The organism is Corynebacterium sp. HMSC074C11 (genome assembly GCF_001809455.1).
GTDB lineage: Bacteria > Actinomycetota > Actinomycetes > Mycobacteriales > Mycobacteriaceae > Corynebacterium > Corynebacterium amycolatum.
The window spans coordinates 1-22786 of sequence record NZ_KV797736.1; the positions used below are offsets into that span (position 1 = coordinate 1).

Annotated in this window: 16 protein-coding genes and 3 pseudogenes; 3 read left to right on the forward strand and 16 right to left on the reverse strand. The window is 57.4% G+C overall.

Going from position 1 to position 22786, the window contains the following annotated elements; translation table 11 throughout:
* Positions 1-140: 140 nt before the first annotated feature.
* The 4 genes and pseudogenes from ptsP to HMPREF2614_RS06485 all read right to left on the reverse strand — a co-directional run bounded on the left by ptsP (position 141) and on the right by HMPREF2614_RS06485 (position 5366).
* Entirely contained in the window at positions 141-1832 is a 1692-nt protein-coding gene (gene ptsP, locus HMPREF2614_RS06475; protein ID WP_070560589.1) for a phosphoenolpyruvate--protein phosphotransferase, read from the reverse strand.
* A gap of 88 nt (positions 1833-1920) precedes the next feature.
* Positions 1921-2187, reverse strand: a complete 267-nt coding sequence (locus tag HMPREF2614_RS11295; RefSeq protein WP_224433282.1) for an HPr family phosphocarrier protein — start codon at positions 2185-2187, stop codon at positions 1921-1923.
* Between the two features lie 177 nt (positions 2188-2364).
* Positions 2365-3204: pseudogene (locus HMPREF2614_RS11300) on the reverse strand (PRD domain-containing protein); the annotation flags it as partial.
* A gap of 41 nt (positions 3205-3245) precedes the next feature.
* Positions 3246-5366 (reverse strand): glucose PTS transporter subunit IIA, encoded by a 2121-nt coding sequence (locus tag HMPREF2614_RS06485; RefSeq protein ID WP_038625924.1) that lies wholly within the window; start codon positions 5364-5366, stop codon positions 3246-3248.
* Between the two features lie 262 nt (positions 5367-5628).
* On the opposite strand from HMPREF2614_RS06485, the gene HMPREF2614_RS06490 reads away from it, so the two are divergent.
* Positions 5629-6546, forward strand: a complete 918-nt coding sequence (locus HMPREF2614_RS06490; protein WP_038625922.1) for a 2-dehydropantoate 2-reductase — start codon at positions 5629-5631, stop codon at positions 6544-6546.
* Positions 6547-6598: 52 nt separating this feature from the next.
* Positions 6599-7216 (forward strand): annotated as a pseudogene (locus tag HMPREF2614_RS06495) (DNA-3-methyladenine glycosylase I).
* A gap of 97 nt (positions 7217-7313) precedes the next feature.
* Here the strand turns inward: HMPREF2614_RS06495 and HMPREF2614_RS06500 are convergent.
* The 6 genes and pseudogenes from HMPREF2614_RS06500 to glnA (HMPREF2614_RS06530) all read right to left on the reverse strand — a co-directional run bounded on the left by HMPREF2614_RS06500 (position 7314) and on the right by glnA (HMPREF2614_RS06530) (position 13429).
* A complete protein-coding gene (locus HMPREF2614_RS06500) occupies positions 7314-7940 on the reverse strand; it encodes a hypothetical protein (RefSeq protein ID WP_038625917.1) in 627 nt (208 codons plus the stop codon).
* A gap of 309 nt (positions 7941-8249) precedes the next feature.
* On the reverse strand, positions 8250-8540 hold the full coding sequence (locus tag HMPREF2614_RS06505; RefSeq protein WP_038625915.1) for a PspC domain-containing protein: 291 nt from the start codon (positions 8538-8540) through the stop codon (positions 8250-8252).
* Between the two features lie 51 nt (positions 8541-8591).
* Positions 8592-8786 carry a PspC domain-containing protein gene (locus HMPREF2614_RS06510; protein WP_038625912.1) on the reverse strand — a complete coding sequence of 65 codons (195 nt, stop codon included), beginning with the start codon at positions 8784-8786 and terminating at the stop codon, positions 8592-8594.
* Positions 8787-8958: 172 nt separating this feature from the next.
* Entirely contained in the window at positions 8959-10416 is a 1458-nt protein-coding gene (gene glnA / locus HMPREF2614_RS06515) for a type I glutamate--ammonia ligase (protein WP_038625910.1), read from the reverse strand.
* 161 nt (positions 10417-10577) lie between these two features.
* Positions 10578-11471: pseudogene (locus HMPREF2614_RS06520) on the reverse strand (tyramine oxidase subunit B); the annotation flags it as partial.
* Between the two features lie 521 nt (positions 11472-11992).
* Positions 11993-13429, reverse strand: coding sequence for a type I glutamate--ammonia ligase (gene glnA / locus HMPREF2614_RS06530; RefSeq protein WP_038625898.1), 1437 nt, complete (start codon positions 13427-13429; stop codon positions 11993-11995).
* A gap of 404 nt (positions 13430-13833) precedes the next feature.
* Here glnA (HMPREF2614_RS06530) and HMPREF2614_RS06535 point away from each other — a divergent pair, with 404 nt between their 5' ends.
* Positions 13834-14352, forward strand: coding sequence for an RDD family protein (locus HMPREF2614_RS06535; RefSeq protein WP_038625896.1), 519 nt, complete (start codon positions 13834-13836; stop codon positions 14350-14352).
* Between the two features lie 17 nt (positions 14353-14369).
* Here the strand turns inward: HMPREF2614_RS06535 and HMPREF2614_RS06540 are convergent, their stop codons facing one another.
* The 6 genes from HMPREF2614_RS06540 to sucB form a co-directional block, all read right to left on the reverse strand.
* Positions 14370-15989 carry an aspartate:alanine exchanger family transporter gene (locus HMPREF2614_RS06540; protein WP_187402496.1) on the reverse strand — a complete coding sequence of 540 codons (1620 nt, stop codon included), beginning with the start codon at positions 15987-15989 and terminating at the stop codon, positions 14370-14372.
* A gap of 265 nt (positions 15990-16254) precedes the next feature.
* Positions 16255-17034: a DUF4191 domain-containing protein gene (locus HMPREF2614_RS06545; protein ID WP_005511046.1), complete on the reverse strand. Its 780-nt coding sequence runs from the start codon at positions 17032-17034 to the stop codon at positions 16255-16257.
* 94 nt (positions 17035-17128) lie between these two features.
* Positions 17129-18187, reverse strand: coding sequence for a lipoyl synthase (lipA, locus tag HMPREF2614_RS06550; protein WP_038625894.1), 1059 nt, complete (start codon positions 18185-18187; stop codon positions 17129-17131).
* A 9-nt stretch (positions 18188-18196) separates the two neighbouring features.
* Positions 18197-19000 (reverse strand): lipoyl(octanoyl) transferase LipB, encoded by an 804-nt coding sequence (gene lipB / locus HMPREF2614_RS06555; protein WP_038625892.1) that lies wholly within the window; start codon positions 18998-19000, stop codon positions 18197-18199.
* Positions 19001-19133: 133 nt separating this feature from the next.
* Entirely contained in the window at positions 19134-20759 is a 1626-nt protein-coding gene (locus HMPREF2614_RS06560; RefSeq protein WP_049181585.1) for an inorganic phosphate transporter, read from the reverse strand.
* 565 nt (positions 20760-21324) lie between these two features.
* The coding region (gene sucB / locus HMPREF2614_RS06565; protein WP_246815685.1) for a 2-oxoglutarate dehydrogenase, E2 component, dihydrolipoamide succinyltransferase at positions 21325-22786 on the reverse strand (1462 nt) is incomplete at its 5' end.

Genomic DNA, 22786 nt, shown 5'->3' on the forward strand with positions numbered 1-22786 from the left:
ACCCCGCTACGCACTCCGAAACCGGAAGAGCCCAGAAAGTTCGCTGCTCGTGATCGTTCGATGCGCCAATAAAGAAAGAGCCTGGCACACACTTTTACGCTGACCGTGTGTGCGCCAGGCTCAATAATAATTCCGTCGCTCTACAGCAGATCCTTCACCTTCGGATCCACCAGCGCGGTCACTGCGGCCTTCGCATCGGCCGCAGTCTCGGCATCGACAGCGTACGCTGCCATCTGCTGGCAGGTAGCGCGGTCGTGGAGGCGGAGAGCGGCGCGGACGGCCGGTACCTTCTTGGAAGCCATGGACAGCGAGCTCACGCCGAGACCCACCAGGACCAGTGCCAGCAGCGGGTCACCGCCGGCTTCACCGCAGACACTAATGGGCTTGCCGGTAGCATTGCCGCCCTTGCATGCGGACTTAATCATTTGCAGTACCGCTGGTTGCCACGGGGAAAGCAGATCCGCCAGAGCCCCCTGCATGCGGTCGGCCGCCATAGTGTACTGCGACAAGTCGTTAGTACCAATGGAGGCAAAGTCCACAATGGACAGCAGCTGCTTCGCGCGAATTGCTGCTGCGGGGACCTCAATCATGATGCCGACCTTCGGCAGGCCACGCTCACGCGCCCTGTCCGCAAACCACTTTGTTTCTTCGACCGTTGCTATCATCGGAGCCATAACCCGCAGGTCAGCCTTACGGCCGGTGGCATCAAACGCAGCGGCGAGTGCATCCAGCTGCGTATCCAGCAAATCTTCCCGAGCCTGCGACAGGCGCAGTCCGCGGCGACCCAGCGCCGGGTTTTCTTCCTCGCCTAGGTCGGCAAAGCTCAGCGGCTTATCCGCACCCGCATCCAGTGTGCGCACAACCACGCGTCGCTCACCGAATGCCTTCAGCACACGAGTGTAGGTTTCCGTTTGTTCTTCCAAACTCGGAGCCTTGTCGCGGTCGAGGAAAAGGAACTCAGTACGGAACAGGCCGGTGCCCTCATTATCCTGCGCTGCTGCAGACTCACCATCTTCCGCCGTACCAATGTTGGCCAGCAGATTCACAGGGTAACCATCAGCGGTTTTGCCTGCGCCCACAGACTGCGCCAGGGCGGCTTCCCGGCGACGAGCGCGCTCTTCCAACTCGGCGACCTCATCGGCGGTCGGATTCGCAATCACCGCACCGGCACCACCGTCAATGGCGACAAAGGTACCGGCCTCAAGTTCCATGACGCCCTTCGCCTTAACGACGGCCGGAATGCCCAGCTGAGCTGCGAGGATAGCCGTGTGGCTGGTCGGCCCGCCACCAGCGGTGGCGATGCCTACGACCAACTCGGGATCAAGCCCCACGGTTTCGGCGGGCGCGAGATCGTCGGCAAGCAGAATAGTGGGGGTGGAGACATCCGGGACGCCCGGCTTTGGCAGGCCACGCAGCTCGCAAATTGTGCGGTCGCGAACATCGTAGAGGTCGGTGACACGTTCAGCCATGTAGCCGCCGAGGCTTGAGAGGAGCTGCGCGTAGTCTTCAACGGCATCGTGAACTGCCTGGGTGACGCCGGAGCCCGCCTTGAGTTTCTTTACCACAGCCTTGGCGAGTGCCCTATCGGAAGCCAGTTGCGCAGTGGCCTCCAGAATCGGACGCGCCTGCGGGCTGGAATGCTCAGCCTGCTTCTTCAGCGACTCTGCGACGTTGGCCATCGCTGCGCGGACGCGCTCACCATCGGCGACAGGGTCGGTCGACGACGGCTCTTGGGTATCAACTCCCGGAGCGGGGAGTACCTTTACTACTTCAGCGCTGGCCGTACCGGTCGAGACACCGATGCCATAGATGACAGTGTGCTGCTCGTTCATTGCTTCCGATCTCCTTTTCGGGACCTCTGCGGGGAGACCCGTCGGTCGTGGTGTGCCGTGGTGTTATCCAGGAGTGTTGTAGCTGGGCTTACTCGGCATCCAGGTCGCGCTCGAGCATGGCAGCGAGCTCGTCCAGAGCTGCAGCTGCGGAGTCGTCCTCACAGCTCAGCGTGACTTCATCACCGTGCTTAGCGCCGAGGGTCATGACCTCCAGGATCGAAGCGGCATCGGCCTCTTCGTCATCGAGGGAAATGACAATGTCGTAGTCGTACTCAGCAGCAGCCTGAGTGAACAGGGAAGCCGGGCGAGCGTGCAGGCCTACGGAGGAACCGATGGTAGCGGTACGAGTAATCATGGTTGAATCCTTTCGGGTCGAGTGTGTGGAATTCTCTGACTCAGGCACAGGGCCTGTACACCCCACCGCGGGTGCGCCGCCCGCTGGTGCTTGCTTAGCATCAACGTCGCGCATGCTCCGGGAAACCCCGGAGGCGGTGGGAGATACAGCCGCTGCCTGCACAATGCGTGCAATGTGCAGGGTGAGGTAGGAAATTTCGTCTTCCGTTAGCCCCGACCCCAGACGCAGTTCAATGACTGCGGATATGCGCTGTGCGCAACGATATGCCTCTGGGGAAGAGTCACGGATGGCCTGGCCAATAGCGGAGGAGTGGTCTTTCAACTGCTCATGCTTGGCAATCCGGACGAACAGGTAGCGCAGGTGCGTGATGAAGCGTCCCACATTGACAGTCTCTGGCTCCAGCGTGATGTCAAAATCACTTTCAATGATTGTGAGCAGCTGCTGCAGCACGCCCGTCATGGTGTAGGTGAAGCTCAAATCGCCTGTAGAAAAACCAGCATTGACCAGGTGTAACGTAATTGCCACCGATTCTGAGCGGGGCAATGGCGCTATACGACGGTCATTGAGAGCGCGATTGATATGCGACAAAATGGCCTGCGCCTGCGCGTACTCTTCACTATAAAGTTGGCTGACTTCCGCGAGCAGCGGGTAATCAGCTCGCTGCCCGTTAGCTGCCCTCATGATGGCGAAACCAATGTGATCGGCCAACGCCACAAGAAGGGAAGCGTTCTTTGTCATTGATTCCGGCAGACCGGCCGCGGTTACCGCATCGGTCACAAGAGTGACGTGGGCCAACGGAATCTCTGTGAGCATCGTGGCAATATGGTCCGGATCGCGGCCTTCCGCTGGGACAAAGATTCGAACAACTTTGCTCGAATCAACCGACTGCCCCGGGCGGGCCTTGAAGCCAATGCCGCGGCCGGTGATGATTTTCTCGCCGGCCGCGTCCTTGGCCAGGACCACGTTGTTATTGAATACTCTTAAGATTTCCATGTCGGTAACCGTGAACTCCTCCATAAGTTGAGGGATTTCAGGCCGGTATGCCTTCTAGAAATCAATTATGGCTGAACTTCGATGACCGTGTCGCCGGCGTGGACGGAGATGCCGGCGACCGGGGAAACCTTGGTCAGCTTCTTGGTATTGGTGATGGTCATCAGTGTCGTGGTTGGGTAACCAGCTTCCTTGACCTTGTCGAAATCGACTTCGGCAAGAACATCGCCGGCCTGGACGTGCTGCTTCTTGGAAACCTGGACATCGAAGCCCTCACCGGCCATCTTGACCGTGTCAATACCGACGTGGACGAGTACCTCCACACCGTCATCGGTCTTAATGCCGAAGGCGTGACCGGTCTTGGCCACGGTCATCAACGTGCCCGATACGGGGGCGACCACGGTGGAACTGGTCGGCTTGATTCCGACACCGTCACCGAGAGCACCGGAGGCAAAGACCGCGTCGCCGGCATCGGCAAGGTTGACAACCTCACCGGCAACTGGGGCCTGTACTTGTACAGGCTTGGTAGCAACGGCCGTTGCGGCACCACCGACGCCAGCTGCTGCGGCAGCCGGTGCGACAGCCTCGGTGTTGGTACCAGGGTCACCGGAAGCCTCCGCCGGAGTGGAATCGGAGCCACTGGAGGCAGCGTGTGGGGTGTCGTCGCGGGGCTCGTCGTCAAGCTCTGCAGCGCGTGCGGCCTCGGCCTCTGCCTTCTGCTCTGGTGTGCGGTAGTCGGTGAGGATGATTGCGAACATGGCGACGAAGAATGCCACGGCGATGGAGATGGCGTAGACCCACATCGGCTTGAACACGACGGTGGTCAGCAGCGAGGTGAAGACGAACGCGTTGGTCTGGACGCCCTCGTACGGAGCGGAAAGAATGGCGATGGTCAGACCACCGGCGAAACAGCCGAGCAGCATGCGCGGGTAGATCCGCTTGAAGCGTAGGTGAATACCGTAGAGGGACGGCTCGGAGATACCACCGAAGAGACCAGCGGCGAGTGCACCGGTTGCCGTCTGGCGCATCTGAGTGTCGCGGTCGCGCATGGAAAGAACCAGCACACCGGCGGTTGCGCCGAAGCAGGCGAAGTTCCAGGTGCCCATTGGGCCTTGGATGAAGTCGTAGCCGAGCGTCTGGATATTGACCAGCATCAGCGCATTCAGCGGCCAGTGCAGGCCCAGCGGCACCAGGAACGGGTAGAGCATCGGGATCAGAATTGCGAACACGAACGGTGCGTGCGAGTTCATCCATGCCAGTCCTGCGCCGATACCGTTACCCAGCCAGATGCCCAATGGGCCAATGAGGAAGGCGGTCAGCGGAATCATGATCAGCATGGAGATAAACGGTACGAAGACCATCTGGACGTTTTCCGGGAAGACCTTCTTCAAGTTGTGGTAAACCACAGCCAGGATCGCGACCATAATCAGCGGTACGAAGACCTGTCCACCATAGTCGTTGAGCTGCATCGGCAGACCAAAAATGTTGGCGGTGAAAGCCTCAGTGCCCAGCGATTCGTTGACTTCCCGGACAGTGTCGGGGAAGCGCTCAGTATCGCTCAGGCTCATAAACTCCGGCGTCATCAGTGCAGCCATAATGGCTGCACCTAGCCATGGATCCACCCGTAGTTTCTTCGCCGCATTGTAGGCGACCATGATTGGCAGGAAGTAGAAGACACTGCGCCACATGGCATCAACAAAGATCCAAGTAGCGGACTTATCATCGGCGCGGAAATCAACGACTCCGAATGCGTCGAGTACAGCCGCAATCGCGATGATTAGCGAGGCTCCCAGAAGCACGCCCAGAATCGGGCGGAAGGAATCGGAGAGATACTCGAAGAAGTTGTCCAGCCACGCGTACTTGCCGCGTGCCTTTGAACGGGCCTCTGCCTTTACATCTGCGTCGGATTTAGTGGCGACCGCGCCGGCGCCCTTCATTTCCGGTAGGTGCTTAATTGCCGTGTACATCGATTCGACGCCACCGCCACAGATGACCTGGTAGCGATTGTCGCCCTGGTGAACGACGCCGAGTACGCCCGGCACGTTGTCAATCTTGTCCTCGTTGATCTTGGAGACATCACCGAGTTCAAAACGCAGACGCGTCGCACAGTGCGTCATGCTTGTGATGTTTCCGGGTCCACCGAGGTTTTCAACTATTGCCCTCGCGCTGGAATCTTTTGACGACCCCATCGTGACCTTCCTTCGCGGTAAACAGGGCCGTTAAACGCAAAAAAGACCCGAGACACCACAAACTGTGGGCCTCAGGTCTTGCCTCAAAAGAGTAACAACCCTGGGTTGATATCTATTGATTTCGACCCTACTCCGTTTTACATAGTTTTGGCAAGGTAGTAATTCAAGCCCAAATTTTACATTTGGAGACAGCCCGGATTTCCTGTGGACAACCGCATGCAACTTCCTTCGCGGTCAACACGGAAGTCGTAAGGTGGCAGCTATGAGGATTGGAGTTTTAGGTGTAGGAGCAGTGGGCGGCTGGTTTGGCGGTCGCCTCGTGCAAGCGGGCTATGATGTTGTCTTTCTCGCCCGCGGTAAGACCCTGACACGTATTCGTGAGGCGGGGCTCACGCTTATCGACGAGCACGGGGAACGCAGCACTATCCCCGTTAAGGCAGCCGACAACTGGGACGAACTCACTGCCGATGGCATCGGCGTCGATGTTGTGATTGCGGCAACCAAGGCGCTGCCGGGCAATGATCCTTTCCCACAAGTTCCGGCTGGAGCTGCGGTAGTGACCACCCATAACTCGGTGGAAATCCCTTATTTGGCAGCGGGGCGGTTCGGTGAGGACAAGGTGTTCCCGGGTGTTATCCGCGGTTTCTTTATTCACACTGGCCCTGCGGAAGTCACCTTCCGCCCAGGACCGATGAGCCTGAGCATCGGCACATTCGATGGCTCCACTAATGACCTGGTCGGGGAAGTTATCGAGGCATTGCACACGGCTGGGCTCGGTGGCGAACAGCTCCCGGATATCTGGGGCGATATCTGGGCAAAGGCGATGTTCGTGGCTAACCTCGGTGCACTAGGTGCCCTGGCTGATAGTCCGATTGGTTACTTGCGTTCGGAAATGCGCGACAGCTTGACGCGGATGTTTGAAGAAACTGAAGCAGTTGGTAGAGCCTGCGGTGTCGCGCTGCCAGAGGACATCGTGTCGCGGACCTTGGCCTTTACTGATGCTCAGGGGTACGACAACACCTCGTCGATGCAGCGTGACTACACCGCGGGGCTTGCCAATGAGCTCGATGCCCAGATTGGCGCAATCCGCAGGATGGGGCAGAAGGTGTCAGTGGAAACACCGACACTCGATCTGGTGTTTGGCGCTCTGGTTGGGCGTCAACAGAACCACGAGGATTAACAGCTGCGACGCGCAGTTAAATCAAACCGGAATTGGGGGATTGGAAAGACTGATGAAAATTGGATCGGACTACACGGAAAACAATGGGCTCATCATCGGTGAGGATGAATTGGCTCGACCGGCGTGGGCGGCTCACAGCGAGCTGCTGAGAGAATAGTACGATACCGAGTGGGGGATGCCGGTGCGTGATGAGCAAGGACTATTCGAACGGCTCAGCCTGGAAGTATTTCAGGCAGGACTGTCGTGGGAGACAGTTCTGAAGAAGCGGCCCGCGTTTCAGCAAGCCTTTGCGAACTTTGACCCCGATGCGGTTGCTGATTTCGATGACGAAGATGTCGAAAGATTGATGAATGATGAACGGATCATTCGGAATCGCAGGAAGATAACCGCAGTAATCAATAACGCCGAGGCGACTATTGCTCTGCGTGAGCACGGCGGCTTAGCCGAGCTGATGTGGTCGTTTAAACCGGAGAAGTCTCCGGAGCCACGTTCAATCGAAGAGGTTCCCAGCTTCTCCGAGGAGTCCAAGGCGCTTGCCAAGGCATTGAAGAATGCCGGTTTTAAGTTCGTAGGCCCCACCACGGTCTTTGCATCAATGGCTGCCGTGGGGATTGTCGATATCAACATTGTTGGCGCACATCGGCGCGGTGCATCTGGCGTTTTTGACTAGGCGAGGGGGAAACTAGGTGAGTGGGGAATGTGACTAGCTAGGGAAAGAAAATGAGCGTGCCACCCGGCACGCTCAAAATCTTTCGGTTCGTGTAGAACTACTTGTTCTCGTAAGAGTCGGAGTAGTTCTGGCCGTCCTCAGAGGTCCACTTCATGGTGTCCTTAGTGAACGGCTGCTCCCAGCCGTTTTCAATCTCGGACTCCGGAGCGGTCGGCAGACCAATCTCGTTTTCCAGTGCACCGTTGGAGACCCAAGTCTCGCGAATCTTACCAATCAGTGGCTGTGCACCGTTGGTCTCCGGGGACTCAACGAAGGTGACATTCTCGTATTCAGCGGCAACTGCGTCGCCGGCCTTCTTAGCGGACTTGAACTCGCCAGCTTCAGTACCGTACGGGGAGGTGAAGGAAGAAGCTGCCTCGGTGATGGACTCAGGCAGGTCAGATTCTGCCACATCCTCGCCAGCAGCGTCGCCCAGACCCAGACCGTTCATAGCCTCGTTAGCCTTGTCCTTAGCGCCGTCAGCAGCGTCGCCGGCCTTGTCCTTAGCGCCGTCCATAGCGTCGCCAGCCTTATCAGTGGCGTCGGTTGCTACCTGGCCAGCCTGATCCTTGGCGTTGTTAGCAGCATCCTGTGCATCATCGGAAGAACATGCAGCCAGGCCGCCGAGAAGAGCGGCGGAGCCGACGATTGCGGTAGCGATACGGGTCATCTTCTTGTTCTGCATTTCAAACCACTTTCTTGAGAGCTAACTAAGTTACCTATTCAATTATTGGCATGTTCCACTATTTGCCCGATATTAAATTCAAAGAGAAAACGACAATTCTTTCGAATATCAGGCATTGGAAGATGGTGTGGCTTCAAAGCCCTACAGAAAGAACACTAGGTAATTCTGAGGCTTGTGCAAGTCAAACTGCGTGAATCTGTGTACTTTATGCACTATTTGTTACCGAATTTACGTGATTGCGAAATTGGAATAGTGCTGGTGAGGGCGTTGCGAGTAACGGAAAGGTATCAATCTTATTAAGCTTGATGTTTATTGCTTATTTTCTTTCCCCGTGGGGTTGGAGCCGCGGGCATCGTCGTCAAGCGTGTACTTGCCATCTGGCAGGACGAACCATGCCAAAAGGTAAAGAGCTAGGAATCCAGCGCCAATCTTCCAGCCAAGCATCGATCCAACGCAGGGGAGGATGATATAGACCATTCGCGTGAAAGTGATATCCCAACCTTGGCTTTCCGCAATTCCTGCGAGGACGCCACCGAGGAGGCGGTCATTACGCGAGCGGTAAATTTTCTTGGTGGATCTTTCGGGAGCGGCGTCGCTCATTAGATAAATACTCCGAGGTATGGATATTTAGGTATTTCCGGTTGATTGCGCTTATACGTAAGTTTCCTTCGGCATGATAATCCATGCTGCAATGTAGAGAAGAAACTGCGGGCCCGGCATCAGGAAAGACGCGACAAATATAACGCGCAGCAAAGTCGCATCCCAGTTGAAATACTCAGCGAACCCACCGAGCACACCGGCAACCATTTTGTTATTGGTGGAACGGGTCAGTGACTTGTTGTTCATACTTATCAAGGGTAGCCCTAATCCGTTTAGTTCGCAGTGGTGCTAGCTCTACTAAATGTTCACTAAATGTTCCGACTAAAACAGCATGCCCCAGCTAAAAACACCGCTACCCCAAGACGGTTAGGTGGGGTAGCGGTGTGGGCGTCGTCAAGCGAGTTTTACTGGGCGAGTGCTAGCAGTCGTAGTAGAGCTCGAACTCCTGCGTTGTCGGGCGCAGACGTGCCGGCATAATCTCGTGCTCGAACTTGTAGCGGATGTGCGCGTCGATGAGGTCCTTTGTGAAGACGTCACCGGCGAGCAGGAACTCGTGGTCCTCCTCCAGTGCGTTGAGGGCACCCTCCAGCGAATGCGGGACGGTGGGAACATCCTTGAGTGTCTCTGGCGGCAGCTCGTAGAGGTCCTTGTCAATCGGCTTGCCCGGCTCGATGCGGTTCTTGATGCCGTCGAGACCAGCCATCATTACGGCGGTGAAAGCCAAGTACGGGTTGCCCGACGGGTCCGGAGCGCGGAACTCGATGCGCTTGGCCTTCGGGTTTGCGCCGGTAATCGGGATGCGGATGGCAGCCGAGCGGTTCTCCTGGCTGTAGACCAAGTTGACGGGGGCCTCGAATCCCGGAACCAGACGGTGGTAGCTGTTCATCGTCGGGTTGGTGAAAGCCAGGACTGCGCCGGCGTGCTTCAGGATGCCGCCAATGTAGTAGCGCGCCATGTCCGACAGGCCACCGTAACCGTTTTCATCGTGGAACAGCGGCTTACCATCCTTCCACAGCGACTGGTGGATGTGCATACCAGAGCCGCCATCGCCAGCCAACGGCTTCGGCATGAAGGTAGCGGACTTCTGGTTGAACTTGGCGGTGTTCTTCACCACGTACTTGAAAGTCTGCATGTCATCGGCGGCGTGCAGCAGAGTATTGAAACGGTAGTTAATCTCCTGCTGGCCACCCGAGCCCATCTCGTGGTGAGAGCGCTCAACATGGAAGCCAACATCCTGCAGGTGCTCACCGATTTCGTCACGAAGATCCTGCATATGGTCATACGGAGCAGTAGGGAAGTAGCCACCCTTGGTGCGTACCTTGTGGCCGAGGTTGCGCGATCCGTCCGGGTTTACCTTCACACCGGAGTTCCACCAGCCCTCAACCGAGTCCACCTCGTGGAATGACTTGTTCGAAGTGGCGTCGTATCGGACGGAGTCGAAGATGTAGAACTCTGCCTCAGCGCCGAAATTACAGGTATCGGCGAAGCCCAGTTCGTTCAGGTAGTTCTCGGCCTTACGGGCAATATTGCGCGGGTCGCGGCTAAACGGCTCGCGGGTGTGCGGGTCGTGGACGAAGAACTTCATGTTCAGCGTCTTCGACTTGCGGAACGGGTCGATGAAAGCCGTGTCCAGGTCGGGCAGCAGCATCATGTCGGAGTTATCCACCGAGGTGTAACCCGCAATGGACGATCCGTCGAAGGCGAGGCCCTCATAGGCTGAGTCCTCATCAAACTCGGATACCGGAACGGTCAGGTGCTGTTCGATGCCGGGAACGTCGGTGAACTGGACGTCTACCCAGCGAATGTCATTGTCCCGGATGAATCGTTGGATCCCTTCCGGAGTTGTCTGGTCACTGCTGGGTCTGAACTTACCCATTGGTAAAACTCGCCTACTTCGCGTCTAGCTTGTTGAGCTTGTTGGTCGTCTTGTCGAACTTGCTGGTCACTATGAAATTGTGCGGCTTGTTTGTGCGTGGGGTGGAGCGTTGAGGTGGCGCTCGACCTCATGGTTAATCGAGCCCACACAGTCCGCGTCAGCTACTTCAGCAGTGGAACATCCCACAGGTTCAGCTTGGTGCCGATGCCCTTTGTCAGGGCGTTGTCGTAGACATCGGTGGCCCAGGCGACGTCCTCGACTGGCATGCCTCCGATGGAGTAGCAGAAGATTTCCTCGTCGTTCTGGCGTCCCGGAGCCTTACCGGAGGCGATATCGCCAATGTTGACAAGCTTCTCGGCGGGAAGAGTGCCCTCTTCCTTCATGTCCCACCAGCGGTTACCCGGAATACCGAGCAAGCGCTCATAGGTCACGTCTGGGCCGTTTTCGTTGAACCACTCTTCGTACAGGCCGGTGTAGTCAACGACGAGGTTGCAGTCGTCGGAACGCACGAAGTCGTCGTCGAGGCGTGCAGCGGCCGGCATGAGCAGCAGCGCGCCGGGCTTCAAGCACTCCTTCTTGAAGTACGGGAAACCGGACGGACCATCGGAGGAAGTCGAGGTGCCGGCGATAAGGATGTCGGAGTCGCGGATGGCCTCTTCTTCGGTCTCGACGATACGGACCTCTTCAAGCTGCGGGAACTCGTTCTTGATCCAATCGACAGCCTTCTGAGTCGAAGCCTGGGAACGGCCCTTGACCTTGACCTCCTTAATGCTCGGACGCTGCGACATAGCAGAGCCGAGAATGGTGCGGCTCATAACACCCGGGCCAATGATGCCAACGACCTCGGCATCTTCGACGGCCAGGTGCTTGACTCCGACACCCGGGACAGCGCCAGTGCGGTATGCCGAAAGGAGGTTTGCCGACATGACAGCCTTTGGTGCACCCGTAACTGCATCGTTGAGAATGAACAGGTGGATCGAACGTGGCAGGTCCTTCTGGCGGTTATCGGCATTGGAGCCGTACTACTTCACGCCTGCGCCATTGAAGCGACCACCGAATCCACCCTTGGTAGCCGCCCCCGCATTCGTCCCTCGCGTTCTCCCTAGCGCCACCCTCGCACTTATGGCCAATTTTCTGGCACCTATCGATGATTTTCCTTCACTTGTCGACGATTTTTCGTCACTTCTCGACAACTGTCCGGCTCTTATGCGCACGGTGTTCTCCCCACCCTGTCACTTGTCGATACGCTGTTCACATATGGCCACGCTATAGCGCATCGACAAGTGAATATTGCATCGATAAGACCGGGGAGGAGAGTGCGCGACTCTACTCGTGCAGGAGGTGCGGCCCTTTTGTGGTGGTATATGGTCCTGTTCAGGGAAGTGGCCCGGAATCGCGCACAAATTCGTGCTCACATATGCGCGCGTATGCGGGCCCAGGCACCCGCAGCCAGCATGGCCGCAACGAAAAACCGCCTGGCCACATTAACTGTGGTCAGGCGGCATCTAACAAGCTCATTGGGCGGCCATGAGGAGCAATGGGTGCTGCTCGCTGTGGTCGTCGTGAAGCGAAAACTCTAGCAGTCGTAGTACATTTCGTATTCCTGCGGAGTCGGGCGAAGGCGAACCGGCTCGATCTCGTTTTCGTACTTGTAGTCGATGTAGGTCTGGATGAGGTCCTCGGTGAAGACATCGCCCTCGAGCAGGAACTCGTGGTCGTTGCGCAGAGCCTCGAGCGCGGCCTCGAGAGAGGTTGGAGCCTGCGGGATGTCGGCGGCTTCCTCCGGCGGGAGCTCGTAAAGGTCCTTGTCGACCGGAGCGTGCGGCTCGATGCGGTTCTTCACGCCGTCCAGTCCGGCCATCATCATGGCGGCGAAACCAAGATACGGGTTGCCCGACGGATCCGGGGCGCGGAACTCGATGCGCTTTGCCTTCGGGTTGGAGCCGGTGATCGGAATGCGAACAGCGGCAGAGCGATTGCGCTGCGAGTAGACCAGGTTAATCGGAGCCTCGAAGCCCTTGACCAGGCGGTGGTAGGAGTTCAGGGTCGGGTTGGTGAAGGCCAGTACCGCACCTGCGTGGTGCAGGATGCCGCCGATGTACCAGCGAGCAATGTCCGACAGGCCTGCGTAACCGGCCTCATCGTGGAACAGCGGCTTGCCGTCCTTCCACAGCGACTGGTGAGCGTGCATGCCCGAGCCGTTGTCGCCAGCCAGCGGCTTCGGCATAAAGGTGACGGACTTGCCCTCTTCCCAGGCGGTGTTCTTGATGATGTACTTGAAGGTCTGCAGGTCGTCTGCAGCGTGCAACATCGTGTTGAACTTGTAGTTGATCTCCTGCTGGCCACCAGTGCCGACCTCGTGGTGGGCGCGCTCCAGGTCGAAGCCGGCATCAGCGAGCTTCAGGCACATCTTGTCGCGCAGGTCCTGGTAGTGGTCGTACGGAGCGGTAGGGAAGTAGCCGCCCTTCAGGCGAGTCTTGTAACCCAGGTTTGCAGAGCCGTCCAGGTTCTGGTCCTTGCCGCGGTTCCACCAGCCTTCGATGGAATCAACTTCGTAGAAGCCGCGGTTGGTGTCGGTCTCGAACTTGACGTTGTCGAAGATGTAAAACTCCGCCTCGGCGCCGAAGAAGCAGGTGTCGGCGATGCCGGTGGAGATGAGGTATTCCTCCGCCTTCTTGGCGACGTTACGCGGGTCGCGGGAGAACGGCTCGAGGGTAAACGGATCGTGGACGAAGAATTTGACGTTCAGGGTCTTCGCCTTGCGGAACGGGTCAATGCGCGCCGTGCTCAGGTCGGGCAGCAGAGCCATGTCGGACTCGTCGATGGAAGTGAAACCACGAATCGAGGAACCGTCGAATGCCAGGCCTTCGGCCATCGCGTCCTCGTCAAATGCGGATGCCGGGATGGTGAAGTGCTGCTCGATGCCGGGAACATCCGTGAAGCGGACGTCTACGAACTCGACGCCCTCTTCCTTGATATATGCGACTACTTCCTCGGGAGTTTTGAAGGACATGTGCGGTCTCCTTAGTTGGCCTTGTTTAGTACACAGCAGGGAATTCTTGCACGATGTTTCGTGCACCTGCCGCGCTGTCAAGGACTGGCCGGTTGACGCCTTTAAGCTTAACGAACCACGCATTCATTCTGGAATTAGAACCACGAATTTCTGACATGGCGCGTGAGGAATTCACCAATACGGAATGGGTTACGCAAATAGGGAGCGGGTTATCTGTTTGTGGAAACTCGGCAATACCCTGCGCATTCGCGTCACACATGCTTTACGACGAGCCTTTAGCTCCCATGCTGATAAGAAAATGGAAAAGGCGACGCAACATCGCCCCCGGATTACCCCCGCGTAGGCTGAGTGGCTGTCCCAGCCCGTGATTTGATAGCCGGATTACTGCATTAGACTATGAATCCATGGAAGAAAAGCACAGTTGGCTAGATGGCCCTCAGATTCCGGGAGAGTTCGATAATCCGGACAAACTCTCGGACTATCCCGGCCAGGCGTTGGGTCTTGCCCCCGATGGCCCAGGCTCGCAAGCGACGCTGATGCGTCGCGTCGGCGGCATTCTCATTGACTGGATCATTTCCCTGATGATTGCCGGCGCTTTTTCGATGTTCTTCGGCCCGAGCGAGGAGCAAATTGACCAGTTCGGAGATTCGTTTATCGCCTGGCAGTCATTCCTTGCGACCTATACGCCAGTTGTCTTCCTCATTATTGGCACGGTGTCGGTTTGGCTGTTCGCCCGCACTCCGGGGCAGTGGATGATGAAGATGGGCGTCGCTCGCGTGGACAAGCCCGGCGAGCGAGTCGGCTTTGTTCGTGCCTTCTTCCGCAGCTTGCTTACTCTTTTCCTACTGCCGCCAGCAATCACCGACTCGGATATGCGCGGCATGCACGACCGCGCCACTGGCACGGCAGTTATTTTGGGGTAGCGCTGTTTGGGTTAGCGCTATAGCACCAACACGACCAGGACTTGGGCGAGAATGATCTTCATGATCATGGCCATCGGATACACCGTTGTGTATCCCATTGCCGGCAACTCGTTCTTGGCCTGGTCGTTGACGTATGAGAGCACTGCCGGGTGAGTCTGCAAGCCCGAGAGGATACCCGCAGTTTGACCGAACGGAATCTTCAGCACGCGGTGACCGACAATGAGGGTCAACAGTGCGGAGCTAAAGGCGATGATGGCGGCAAGGCCCAGAACTGTCAGTGATGCCGGGTCAGACAACGCAGCCTGGAATCCCTTACCAGCAGTAGTGCCGATACCAGCCAGGAACAGTGCCAGACCCATGGTGCGGAACGCCAGGTTGGCCGAGTAGGGGATAGGCCAAACCAACGGGCCAGTGCGACCAACAGCACCTAGAATCAGCGCCACAACCAGTGGACCACCAGCGGATCCCAAGGCTAGCGAGCTGCCGCCCGGAAGCGGAATCTTGATGAGACCGACCAATACACCCAGCGTAAGCCCAAGGGTGAGAGGCAAGAGGTTGACGTCGGAAAGCTTCTTGTAAGAGTCGCCGAAGAACTTTGTTGCGTCCTTGATTTTCTCTGGTGGTGCAACCACGCGGACGCGGTCGCCAAGCTCGAGGCGCATGTTTGGTTCCGCGACGATGTCGTGGTCGCCGCGGCGAATACGCGTAATGATCATGCCGTCCATGCGAGTCTGAAGCTCCGCAATGGGTACGCCCACCACGTCAGATGCGGAGACGAAGATGCGACGGAAGTCCAGGCGACCGTCGTGTGTCGGATCACCTGGCATAAGCTCGCCAATGTACTCGGCGGCACGAGCAATTTCTTCCTCTGTACCGACGACGGAAATAATATCGCCGACGGAGACAGTGTCACCCGGAGATGGAATGTAGAGGTGGCCCTTATACTCGATGCGTGAAACCGTGATGTCCAAACCGAACTTCGACGGAAGGTCAGTGATGGACGGCAGGTCGTTCTTGAGGACCTTGATGTCCCGAGTATGCAGCGGAAGCGCGGCGACACCTGCGTCAATAGCTTCCTGGTCGTGATCGACGCGGAAGACCTTCGACATAATACCGATTGAGGCAATCACTGCCAGCACGCCGATTGGGTAGGCCAGGGAGTAACCAATCACCGGCATATCGTGGGCAGCGGCCAGCTCGCCCTTATCCGAAATGAGGCTAGGAAGAGCATCGACGATTGCTGCCATAGCCGGGGTGTTGGTCAGGGCGCCTGTGAAGGCACCTGCGCCCTCCACCGGGTCGATAGGCAAAAACTTGATTAGCAAGAAAGACTCGATAGTGACAACTGCGAGCACACCAATGCCGAATAAGTTGTGCTTGATACCGCGTGAGCGTAACGAGCTGAAGAATTCGGGGCCCGCCTCCAACCCGATGGTGTAGACGAATAATGCCAGGCCCACGATGTAAATCAGCGGGGAGATTTGAATTTCCGGCTCAATGGTCGCGAGGATAAGGCCGACGAAGAGGACGGCAGCCACGCCAAGCTTGAAGCCGAAGATCTTGATCTGGCCAATTGCCAGGCCAAGAAACAAAATCACTAGAAGCGCTAAGAGTTCATTTTCAGCCAAGAGTTGCACATATCCCATGGTGGCACAACTAGCAGTAATCTTCATTAAGCATTGTTTTCAGCAAGGATATAACCTTTGCTGACGGCGTGATAAGTGAGAGTAATCACTTCAACAAGACATCAATAACTGTGTTTGAAGTCGTGGTTTTGGACTTCGTTTTAAAGCTTTAGAGCACAAAAAAAGGGGCCCGAAAGCCCCTTTTTTCTGCTTCAACCTAGGTTGTCCCTCGTCGGGTTGCCCGAGCAACTGGCTCTGGTGAAACCTAGCTAAGCCTCTAGTGCTTCTTGCCGCGATTTGCGGCACGGCGCGCACGACGGTTCATGCCGGCCTGTGGGTTAGCTCCCTTCGGCATCGGCCCCTTGGGCATGTTCGCGCGCGCATCGCGAATGCGGTCCATCGACTGGATGCGCTCATTCAAAGCATTGGCCTGATCCTTATTCAGGTTGCGCGGCAGACGCATGAGTTCGCGCTGCAGCTTCTTTGGCGGGACCTGCCCCTCGTCGCTGCCAGCAATCATGTCGTAAATCGGAGCTTCGCCCGCAATGCGTGCCAGCGACTTCTTCTCACGAGCAATCATCTGCTTGACGCGGTTCGGGTCACCTTCACCGACCAGCACAACACCGGCGTTACCAATAACACGGTGAACAGCATCCATGTGCTGATTAGCGACAACACCGGTCTTGACGTGCCAGACATAGCCAACGCCCTGACGCATATTGTCCAGCGTCCACGCCGCAGCACCGGCCTGGCCTTCTGCCTCTGTGTAGAAGGAAGCCTCAAGACGCTTGGAGAAGATGTACATCGCGACCATAAAGCCGATCGAAATACCAATAATCGTCAGAACCCAGGGCCAGACTCCACCAATGAGCAGGCCAAGCAATAACAGAAGGATAATTGGACCGAAGAAGCCCAGTGCCATGTACGGCACGAGCTTGTTGTCCCGCGAGCGCTGCAGCTTAAACGCCTGCCACATCTGGCTACGGGTCTGCTTACGCTGAGCGCGCTTGGCGGCGCGGTTCGCCTTCTTCATTTCTTTCGCATCATTGGTCGCCATAATCACCAACTTTAGGGCATGCGATGTAGTTTTAGGCAATAGACCGCGCCGTAGCGCCGTTTCGCTTTACGACGGCGCTGAGGCCGTCAGGCCTCTAGGAAGCCGGAATAGCCGAAGTGACTGGCGTATCTTCCGATGCGCCATAGCGGTCGAGTAGGGTTGAGGCCTCCTGCAGGGCGAGGTCGCTGCCGCCGTCGTCGGCAAGCGCGGAGAGATGCTCAGGCAGCTCCTGACCGCGGTGCGCCAGCGCGCGGGCGTAGAGCCGTCCAGCGCGGTAAGAGGAACGGACTAGCGGTCCTGACATGACGCCAGCGAAGCCCATCTCTTCGGCAGCCTTGGAGAGTTTGACGAACTCTTCCGGCTTGACCCAACGGTCAATTGGGTGGTGCAGCGGGGTGGGCCGGAGGTACTGCGTAATTGTCAGGATGTCGCAGCCGGCTCCGTGCAAATCTTCCATAGCGGAGATGATTTCGTCGTAGGTTTCGCCCATGCCCAGGATGAGGTTGGACTTGGTAACCAGCCCAGCTTCGCGAGCACGAGTGATGAGTTCCAAGGAGCGCTCGTAGCGGAATGCTGGACGGATGCGCTTGAAGATGCGCGGCACCGTCTCCAAGTTGTGGGCGAAAACCTCGGGCTTGGCATCGAAGACCTGCTGTGCGGCGGATTCGTCGCCACGGAAATCGTCGACCAGGAGCTCGACCCCCGTATTCGGGTTGAGCTCGTGAATCTGTCGGCATGTCTCTGCGTAGAGCCAGGATGCGCCGTCGGGCAGGTCGTCGCGGGCGACACCGGTGATGGTCGCGTAGCGAAGATCCATCTCGCGGACGGACTCGGCGACACGGCGCGGCTCGTCCTTGTCCAAGGGATCCGGCTTGGCAGAGTTAATCTGGCAGAAGTCGCAGCGGCGGGTGCACTTGTCGCCGCCGATAAGGAAGGTGGCCTCGCGGTCTTCCCAGCATTCGTGAATGTTTGGGCAGCCAGCCTCCTGACAAACTGTGTGCAGGGAGGCGCCCGAGACACGGCTCTTCATGTCTTTATAGCTGGGGCCCGGGCGAACCTGGTTGCGGATCCACCGTGGCTTGTTTTCGATAGGGGTCTCGGCATTTCGTGCCTCGACGCGCAGTAACTTACGTCCTTCTGGCTTAACAGTCACAGTTTCACCCTACTTGTTTGTTGATGAGTACTCGAATATGCCGGTAGTGGAGTTGTGCTTCACCCGGTGTGGCAGGCCCTTCGTGGGGTCGGGCGCGGAGCCAAAGGAATGGTCGGCAACGGTCAGACGGCCTTCCAAAGCATCTTGTAAATCCGCCAGAAGCGACTCTGTCATCTCTGACACGCTAACATCTCGGTCAAGCTCCCGGGATAGGGTGGTCACTCCAGCATCGGAGATGCCACACGGGATGATGTAGTTGTAGAACTCCATAGAGTTGTCGCAGTTCAGACTCAGTCCGTGCATGGTCACATCATGAGTCACGCGGATTCCCAGTGCCGCAATCTTTCGGTCGCTAATTCCGTTTGATGCGGGAATCCATACCCCCGAGCGGCCATCGATGCGGCCAGCAGCTGCGATGCCAGCCCGGCGAACGGTTTGAATGAGGGCTTCTTCCAGTCTGCGGACGTAGTCCACCACATCGACCGGCTGAGCGAGCTTGATGATGGGATACATCACAAGCTGGCCCGGGCCGTGCCAGGTGATGCGGCCCCCGCGGTCGACATCGACGACCGACAACCCATTGGTAGGGCGGTCCTCGGGCTGGGTGCGCTTTCCTGCTGTGTAAAGACTCGGGTGCTCGAGCACGAGAATCTGATCTGGAATCAGGTCTTTCGCACGCTTGGCAGCAAGGTCTGCCTGTAGGTGCCAGGTCTCTTCGTAGTCGACAAGACCCAGGTGCTGAATCTCGATGTCGGAGCTAGAGTCTCGAATGGATTTATCTGCGCGAGTAAAAGGTTTTCTTGGGGCAGTCATGGTGGCCTATAGGATACGCCGAATTTCTGTGGGCCTTAGTTTTCTTGTTACTTGGATAGCACCAGCCACAAAAATACCCCGGTGGTCACTAGAAAGTGACCGCCGGGGCGAAAGTGGCGTGCTCTTGTTGGGTTTAGCCGAAGACGACGCGCAGGATGGAAACGGTAATTGCCGAGATAGCTGCAGCAGCCGGCAGAGTGATAACCCAGGCCAGACCAATCGGCTTCATCAGGTTCCAGTTAGCGGCGCGGTTAACGATACCGACACCGAGAACAGCACCAATCAGAATGTGGGTGGAAGAAACCGGCAGACCCAACAGGGAAGCGATCATAACGACCACAGCAGCAGAGAGCTCTGCGGCGAAGCCCGACGCCGGGTGCATCTTAGTCAAGCCGGAACCGACAGTCTGAATAACGTAGCGACCGATGAACCACAGACCGGAAATCAAAGCGACACCCATTGTGGCCATGACTGCCAGCGGAACACCAGACTCAGAAGAAATTTCGTTGGTACGGAGAACATCCAGAATTGCCACGAACGGGCCAAGTGCGTTAGCGATGTCGTTCGAACCGTGGGAGAAAGCGAACGCAGAAGCGGTGAAGACCTGCATCCAGCTGAACAGCAGGAAGGTCGAGCGGTCGAGGTCCTGGCGCTTCAAAGTGCGGGCGAAGATGTAAACGGCGAGCCACACGGCGGTGGCAATCATGCCCATAATCAGGAAATTGTCCAGGCCGGACAGGCCCAGGTGCAGGTTCTTGAGCCCCTTGAACAGCATCATCGCGGAGATGACGACGGAGCCCAATGCGGCCAGGCCTGGAACCCAGGCTTCTAGCGCGCGGTGAGCGCGGACGTCATCAACCTTGGACTCGATGTCAACGAGCTTGCGGAAGTAGTCAGACTCCAGGTCATTCCGCTCCCAGTCGGCGTCGCGCATCGTCGTCGCGTCGCGAAGCATCGCGTTGGTGTAAGAGATCTGCTCGTGCTCAGGCAGCTTTTCGAACTCTTCACGGTGCTGAGCCTTAAGATCGGCCTTTTCCTGGTGGATGGCCTGCAGCTGCTGAGAAGCCTTGTCGTTATAGACGAGAATCGACTTCTTAATGCCGCCGAACAGGAGAAACGCGACCATACCACCAAGGAGCGGGGAGAGAACCCAGGAAATTGCAATCTGGCCGATCTGATCCCACTGGACCATGCTCCAGCCACCCTTGCCGGTGATGAAACCGACCGTCAGTGCGGCACCAACGATACCGCCGACGATGGAGTGGGTAGTGGAAACTGGCCAACCCATGCGGGTGGCAACGAGGAGCCACACTGCCGCGCCAAGAAGCGCGGACATCATGATGAAGGCGAACTCCATCGGGTCCAAACCGTGGATCGCATTCAGGTCCACAATGCCGGAACGGACGGTGTCAGTAACCTCGCCACCTGCGAGGACGGCGCCCGAAACCTCAAAGACTGAAGCGACAACTAGCGCCTGCTTCATGCTCAGGGTGCCGGCACCGACTGAAGTACCGAAGGAGTTAGCAACGTCGTTACCGCCGATATTGAATGCCATGAAGACGGCGAACGCGATGGTAATCAGAAGAATTGCCGTATTTGCCTGCGGGCCGACGAAGTCATAAGCCCAGAAGGCAAAAATTACGATGTTGATTGCGAGAAGCCCGCCGAAGAAGAGATGCCACCACTTATCTGAGGAGCTCGATTGCTCAGACGATGTGGTCCCGGTCGACGAACTAGTATTCGCTGGAGCCGAGGACATGCTCCACCTTTCTAAGTTACGTACAGAGAGCAAAAATAGGCACGCCAAAGAAGCCTGCTGTCTAATGATTTCTTAGATTGGTAAAGGCTAATTGCTAACTAGATGACGACTAGGTTAACAAATAATGAATTTAATTATCGCTATCTATGGCTCTCGTTGGCGTAGCTGGAAGCGATAGCCGAAACTGAGTGCGTGGGTGTGTGGCGTTTTCGCATTTCGGCAGTACAAGAAGTATGCACATTTGCTACTTGCGGCTTTGCTTTCGGCTAGACCCTCCCGTTGTTCGCTAATGGCTTAATGGCGCAATAACAGCGCGTAAATTCTTTGTGCCGATGGAGTTAGCTATGTGTGGCTACGCGAAATCTGAGTACTAGCCAAGAAGAGGGTGGCTGCGCATTTGAAGGAATCGCTGATTAGGTTCAACTGCGGAACGAATGCGGAAAAAGAAATACCCGCGTCAGTCGCAAAGTGCGACTAACGCGGGCAGGGAAGAGGTGGAACCTCCTGCTAGCAAGCCAGCTAGATATTTCCGCGGCGCTACCACCCCAGGAGGGGAGTAGGCTGCTTAGAGCTGCAGATCCGATTCGAAGTTAGCAACCTCGAGGCGGTCAACAACGGTCGTCATGAAGCGACCTGCATCAGCGCCGTCGATGAGGCGGTGATCGTAGGTAATTGGCAGGAAGACCATGGCACGAATGCCAATGGCATCTGCCTCATTCTCGGTGACGACTACTGCGCGCTTCTTAATCGCGCCGGTGCCGACCATTGCAGCCTGTGGCGGAACCAGAATCGGGGTGTCGGTCAAGGCGCCCTCGGAGCCAATGTTGGTAATGGTGAAGGTGCCGCCGGACAGGTCCTTCGGGGTCAGCTTGTTATTGCGAGCGCGGTCTGCGATGTCCGCGATAGCAGCAGCCAGCTCCGGCAGGGACATATCCTGAGCGTCGTGGATGACCGGGGAGAGCAAACCACGTTCGGTATCGACAGCGATACCCAGGTTGACCTGCTCGTGGTAGGTAATCTCCTTGGTCTCTTCGTTCCAGGAAGCGTTGACGTTCGGGTGGCTGACCAGAGCCTCAACGATTGCCTTTGCAAAGAATGGCAGGAAGGTCAGCTTCGCGCCGTGCTTCTTCTCGAACTCAGCCTTCTTAGTAGCGCGCAGATCCCAGATGGCAGTCATATCTGCCTCGTGGACCTGGGTCAGCTGTGCGGAAGTCTGCAGAGACTCGAGGGTCTTGGCAGCGGTAATCTCGCGGATGCGGTTGACACGCTGGGTGGTGCCGCGCAGCTCAGCGAGCTCAGGGCGAACGCCCTTGGTGGACCAGTTGGAGCCGGACTCAGCAGCAGTCTCCTGGCCTCCCTCGGCAGCGCGCAGAACATCCTGCTTACGAATGCGGCCGCCAATCCCAGAGCCCTGGACCTTAGTCAGGTCAACGCCGTGCTTGTCAGCCAGCTTGCGAACAAGCGGGGTGACGTAAGGAACGTCCTTGTTGGCGGAAGGCTTGGATTCAGCCTTCGGAGCCTCAGCCTTTGGAGCCTCCTTCTTCGGCTCTTCCTTCTTTGGCTCCGGCTTGGACTCTGCCTTTGGAGCTTCCTTCTTTGGTGCGGCCTTCTTTGGCTGGCCACTGCCAACGCGAGCGATGACCTCGCCGACGTCAACGGTGTCGTCTTCGTCGTAGAGGACCTCGAGCAGGGTGCCTGCGACCGGGGACGGAATTTCGGTGTCGACCTTGTCGGTGGAAACCTCGAGCAACGGCTCGTCGACCTCGACGGTGTCGCCGACCTTCTTCAGCCAGGTGGTGATGGTGCCTTCGGTGACGGATTCGCCGAGCTCCGGCATCTCAACGTCGGTGGCGTCGCCAGCGTCAACGTCAGTGGAGTTCTCCTCAGTCTCCTCGTTGGCCTTTACTGGCTCCTCGTCCTTCTCGACTGCAGCAGATGTCTCTTCGGCCTCTTCCTCAGCCGATTCGTTGGCGGCCGGAGCGGCGCCTGCATCGCCAACGCGAGCGATGACCTCGCCGACGTCAACG